The sequence below is a fragment of the candidate division KSB1 bacterium genome (assembly GCA_022562085.1).
Taxonomy (GTDB): domain Bacteria; phylum Zhuqueibacterota; class Zhuqueibacteria; order Oceanimicrobiales; family Oceanimicrobiaceae; genus Oceanimicrobium.
In genome coordinates this window covers 1-5,227 of record JADFPY010000321.1, presented here as the reverse complement: position 1 = coordinate 5,227, position 5,227 = coordinate 1, and the positions used below count along the sequence as shown (strand labels likewise).

The following is a 5,227-nucleotide window of genomic DNA, read 5'->3' as shown; positions in this document are numbered from 1 at the left end:
TTCTCGACATTGCCAGCCAGATCTGCGAAGGTCTCAGCGAAGCCCACCAGGCCGGTATCGTGCACCGCGATATCAAACCAGACAACATTCTGATAGACTCGAAAGGTCGCGTGAAAATCGCCGACTTCGGGGTGGCGAAAGCACGAGGCCGAACCAAGTTAACGGAAGAAGGCACCACATTAGGCACACTCAACTACATGTCCCCGGAGCAGCTCAATGCAGCGGATGTGGATCACCGCTCAGATATTTGGTCCTTCGGTGTGGTGCTTTACGAGATGATTACCGGCCGAACCCCATTTGAAGGGGACTACGATGCCGCGGTCTCCTACACCATTATGAACGAGGAGCCGGAACCCTTGGCGCGCTACAAAACCGGCGTTTCTGAGGGACTACAACGAATTGTTGACAAGGCTCTGGACAAGGACAAGGAAACCCGCTACCAACATGCTGATGATCTGCTTGCAGACCTTAAGCGTGATCTTAAGATAACGACTGAAAAGATTCAACACACTCATAAATCAGCAATTAAACGTGAAAAGCACCAAAAACCTCTTTTTTTAAATTTGCTGCTGCCAATTTTTTTTGTTTTTCTGATTCTAAGTGGAGTCTATATATACAAGAATTTTTTTAATCAAAAGGCGATTCGTATTGCCGTACTACCATTTGAAACAGAACGGTTAAGCGATGAAAATAAAGCCTGGATTGACGGTCTATGGTATCAAGTCCTGGATGACTTACAAAATTTCGAAAGCGTCCGACCTCTGACTACAGAAATTGTTAGAGCATTCCAGGCAAATAAGAATGATTTGGCGGAACTCAAAGAGCGTTACAATCAACACTTTGTGATTCGGACTGTCGCACGACAGGGAAACGGCGAATTTCGGTTTTCTGCGTTTGTTATCGACTTGAAGGATTATAGTCATGTCGGTTTGGAAGAATTCTCTGCCGGAATTATGGATTTCAGCACCACTTATGTTTCGCGAATTTTTCCTCTTTTAGGTCTCAAAAGCGATGAACTTGCGCTTGAAATGAACTTAGAAAAAGCCTCAGCGGATCCCGTAGCTTACAAATACTATTTACAAGGCCTAAATGCGCTGAATGCCTTTGACTTCGACCGCGGTCTTGAAATGTTTGACAAGGCAACTGCTTTAGATCCAAGTTTTGTCGCCGCCTTCGTGTACAAATCACTATCCAATTATTTTAAACTGGACACTGGACAGTCCAACGATCCCACCCTTTTGGAAAAGGCAGAGCTCGAGGCTTTACGGGCGATAAAAATAGACGAGAATGATCCGGAAGCACATGCAATTTTGAGCATGATTTATCTTCGCCAGGGAAAGCGGGAGCTCAGTTATAAAGAAGCAAAAAACGCGATCGATTTAAATCCTCGTGAAGTTGGAGGCTGGCTAACCCTGGTTAATGTCTACGAATTTTATGGCCTGCTCGATAAAGCATTAAAGGCTGTCGAGGAGATTTTGGATATCGATCCTTTATTTTGGTCGGCACATCACAAAAAAGCAGTCATTTTGTGTATGCAGGGAAAAAATGAAGAAAGCCTTCGAATTTTAAATGAGATATTAAACCTCTATCCAACCAATGTGTTTTTATTACTGGATAAAGCCTGGGCTCAAATGATGCTGGGTCGATTATCGGATGCTCGTGCAACTTTAGATAAAACAAAAGATGTTGCACCTCACAATTTTCGGGTAAACTTGGCCGAAGCCTTGCTTTTGGCCCTGGAAAACAAAACCGATGAAAGTACCAAACTGATGACTCCTGAACTGCTTCAGTATGCAACAAATGAACCCTTTCAAACCTGGTGGCCAAGACAGATTTCGACTCAACTTGGTGAATTAGACAAAGCTATTCTCTGGATTGAGCGTCAAATCGAATTTGGCAATGAAAACTATCCATTTTTAGCAAAGGATCCATTCATAAATAAAATCCGTGATTTGCCACGGTTCAATGATATATTAAAAGAACTCGAAGCAAATTGGCAGCGATATCAAAATGAGATTAAATAGAAGGCACTCTTAAGAAACTAAATGAATTTTAACCAGCGTTTCCAACAAATCACTCGGGAGCAAAACAGCCTGCTCTGCGTCGGTCTCGATCCGGATTTGAGGCGGCTTCCGGAAAGCATCAAATCAGATCCGGACCCGCTTTTCAAATTTTGCTCGGAAATCATCGACAGCACCAAACATGTGGCCGCGGCCTTCAAGCCGAATTTTGCTTTTTTCGAGGCACACGGCTCCAAAGGCTGGGCCGCTCTGGAAAAACTCGTGGACTTGATTCCGGACAACATCATAAAGCTCGCCGACGCCAAGCGGGCCGACATCGGCAGCACTTCGGAAATGTATGCCCGGGCAATATTTGAAAACCTCGGTTTTGACGCCGTTACCGTGAATCCCTATCTGGGCAGAGACTCGGTCGAGCCGTTTTTGCAGTGGCCGGAGAAAGGGGCCTTTATTCTGGGAATTACTTCCAACCCCGGTTCGAAAGATTTTCAGCATTTGCAGGTGGGGTCCGAGCCGGTCTATAAAATCGTCATCCGGCAAGTTACCGAGAATTGGAATACTCAAAATAATTGCGGTCTGGTGGTCGGCGCGACTCATCCCGAAGAGCTTGCCGAAGTCAGAAAACTCGCTCCGGGCATTCCTTTTCTCATTCCGGGAATTGGCGCGCAAGGCGGCGACTTAGAGCAATCCGTGCTAAATGGCACGGATGAATCCGGGGGATTGGCGTTGTTTAATTCAAGCCGCGGCATTATTTATAAATCAAGCGGCAGTGATTTTGCGGAGGCGGCAGGACGGGAGGCAGAGCTTTTAAAAAATCAAATAAATGAAATCAGAAAACCAAAAATGTAGAGGCTGTCCAAAAAGTCAAAAAAACTAGTCCGAAGGCGTCCCGCCGAGGATTGCTAAGCGCAGAACTTCGAAAAAACGCTCGGCGAGACGCCTTCGCTGTATTCTTTTTGGACAGCCTCTACCAAGGTATAAAAAATTTTATGACTGAACAAGAAATCCTACAAATCTTTGCAGAAACAGAGGCCCTCCTAACCGGTCACTTTATCCTGACTTCCGGGCTGCACAGCAACCGCTATTTTCAGGGCGCAAAAGTTCTGCAGCATCCCGAAATCGCTGCAAAGCTGTGCTCGCAAATTGGCGAGCATTTTAAAAATAAGCATATCGATGCTGTAATTGCACCGGCAGTCGGCGGCATCATTGTCACCCATGAAGTTGCAAAGTCACTCGGGGTTCGGGCAATTTTTTCAGAAAGACAGCAGGGCGAGATGACCCTGCGCCGCGGCTTCGAAATTAAAAAAGGCGAGAACCTATTGGTGGTTGAAGATGTCATCACAACCGGCGGCTCAGTGAAAGAGGTTATCGATCTGGTCAAAGCCTCGGGCGGAAATCTCGCCGGAGCCGGCTGCCTGGTCGATCGCAGCGGCGGCCAGGTTAATTTGGGCACAGAGCTTTTTTCTTTAGTCAAACTCACTATCCAAACTTTCCCACCTGAAAATTGCGAACTCTGCAAACAAGGCTCACAGGCGGTTAAGCCGGGAAGCAGAGGCCTTTCCAAAAATGGTTAAAGTCAAAGTACCCGCCTCAACTTCAAATCTGGGTTCCGGATTTGACACATTTGGCTTAGCCCTGCAATTGTACCTCACCGTCGAAATAGACACTATTCCGATGGGTTTGCAAATTTTCAACTCAGGTGAAGGAAGCTCTGAGATTGCCAATGATGAAAATAATTTGGTTTTCAAGGCTGTTGAAAAGTTATTTCAGACCATGGGAAATAAATTGCCTGGCCTGAAAATTAAAACAAACAACGAAATACCGTTACAAAGGGGGTTGGGAAGCAGCGCAGCGGCTATCATAGCCGGTTTGATTTGTGCATCAGAATTGGCTGGGGAAAATTTAGAAAACGACGAAATACTGTCAATCGCCGCAGATATGGAAGGTCATCCCGATAATGTAGCTGCTTGCCTTTACGGCGGTCTGACGATTAGCTGTCTGGACAATAGCAAAATCCTCACCAGGAAGATAGCCGTTGATGAAAGCTTAAACTGCGTTTTGATGATTCCAAACGACACTATTTCGACGAAAGCAGCTCGGGAAGTTCTTCCTGAAACGGTAAGCCACCGGGATGCTGTTTTTAACCTTCAACGCAGCGCATTGCTGACTGAAGCATTTATGAGCAGAAACTACGAAATACTGTCAATAGCAATGAAAGACAAATTGCACCAGCCATTTCGCAAGCACCTCATTCCCGGTTACGATGAACTTGAAAAGACCGGTTATGAAAACGGAGCCCTGGGCGTCTGCATCAGCGGTTCCGGGCCTACCATACTTGGATTTAGCGTGACCGAAAGTGAGCAGCTTCAAAAAGCCTGGCAGGGAAAAATCAGGGAATTAAATATTCAAGCAAATGTCGTTAAAACCTCTTGTGACAACACAGGCTTAGTGATAGAATAATCATCGATATTATTATTTACCCCAACTTAGAGCTAATCTGACATGCAGGCCCCAGATCGTCCCGAATTCAGATCCGTGTCTAAGGTCATCAGCAGAACCTATGCGAACCCACGGACCTACAAATAAAGGCCCATACCCCACACCAGCCGCAAGGTAAATCCCAAGAAAGGTGCCTGTACACTCGGAGCAATCATCAGTATATATATATAGCTCATTAGAGTTGGCCCGAAATCCAACTGCAGTCCCTGAAAAGGTTGGAAGCGAGCGAATATCTCAATATGAGAAGCTTCCCAGATGTTCCGTTCGAAAGTGTGTCTGTTTAGTTCCCACCCGAAACCAAGTCCACCGCCGAAGCTAAGTTTAGTATCGCCAACTCTTCGCGCATAGCTCAATGAGTGGATTAATCTACCGCGTACATCTAATGCAACTTGATTCTTTTTTATCTTCGGATTCTTTAAAATAAACCTTTCTTCCTGAGCCATTGAGAAACCGCTCAGCAAAAACAGATTTATAATGAGTGCACTAAAGACAATTCTATGCTTCATCGAAAAACTCTAAAAATATTTTGTGATGACCAACATGTGAGTTCCAACATTTTGCGGCAGGGCCAGAAAGCTGAGCGCGTAACTGAACTCCACGTCTTTGAGAAACGTTCTGGTTCCTTTTTTCGGATTGAGCCTGTAGCCGATGCTGGCGCTGATGTTTTGCATGGTTGCTTCGAGCCCGGTGAAGAAGGAAGTCAATTGCAG

6 protein-coding genes are annotated in these 5,227 nt (G+C 45.6%); 4 read left to right on the top strand and 2 right to left on the bottom strand.

All coding sequences use genetic code 11. The features are described 5' to 3' along the window. The 4 genes from IH879_19225 to IH879_19210 all read left to right on the top strand — a co-directional run. A partial coding sequence (locus IH879_19225) for a protein kinase (GenBank protein ID MCH7677060.1) occupies nt 1-2,024 on the top strand: 2,024 nt, incomplete at its 5' end. Between the two features lie 21 nt (nt 2,025-2,045). Then, entirely contained in the window at nt 2,046-2,867 is an 822-nt protein-coding gene (pyrF, locus tag IH879_19220) for an orotidine-5'-phosphate decarboxylase (protein ID MCH7677059.1), read from the top strand. Between the two features lie 140 nt (nt 2,868-3,007). After that, a complete protein-coding gene (locus IH879_19215; protein ID MCH7677058.1) occupies nt 3,008-3,592 on the top strand; it encodes an orotate phosphoribosyltransferase in 585 nt (194 codons plus the stop codon). Next, nucleotides 3,585-4,478 carry a homoserine kinase gene (locus IH879_19210; protein MCH7677057.1) on the top strand — a complete coding sequence of 298 codons (894 nt, stop codon included), beginning with the start codon at nt 3,585-3,587 and terminating at the stop codon, nt 4,476-4,478. Before IH879_19215 ends, IH879_19210 begins: the two co-directional genes overlap by 8 nt. A gap of 116 nt (nt 4,479-4,594) precedes the next feature. On the opposite strand, the gene IH879_19205 is transcribed toward IH879_19210, so the two are convergent. Both IH879_19205 and IH879_19200 read right to left on the bottom strand, forming a co-directional pair. Next, nucleotides 4,595-5,023 (bottom strand): hypothetical protein, encoded by a 429-nt coding sequence (locus IH879_19205; protein MCH7677056.1) that lies wholly within the window; start codon nt 5,021-5,023, stop codon nt 4,595-4,597. A gap of 9 nt (nt 5,024-5,032) precedes the next feature. Continuing rightward, nucleotides 5,033-5,227, bottom strand: a 195-nt coding sequence (locus tag IH879_19200) for a hypothetical protein (protein MCH7677055.1), incomplete at its 5' end; no start/stop codon positions are given.

Coding starts and splice junctions, on each gene's coding strand:
- IH879_19205 (MCH7677056.1), bottom strand. CDS start 5,023: ATGAAGCATAGAATTGTCTTTAGTGCACTCATTATAAATCTGTTTTTG.
- IH879_19215 (MCH7677058.1), top strand. CDS start 3,008: ATGACTGAACAAGAAATCCTACAAATCTTTGCAGAAACAGAGGCCCTC.
- pyrF (MCH7677059.1), top strand. CDS start 2,046: ATGAATTTTAACCAGCGTTTCCAACAAATCACTCGGGAGCAAAACAGC.
- IH879_19210 (MCH7677057.1), top strand. CDS start 3,585: ATGGTTAAAGTCAAAGTACCCGCCTCAACTTCAAATCTGGGTTCCGGA.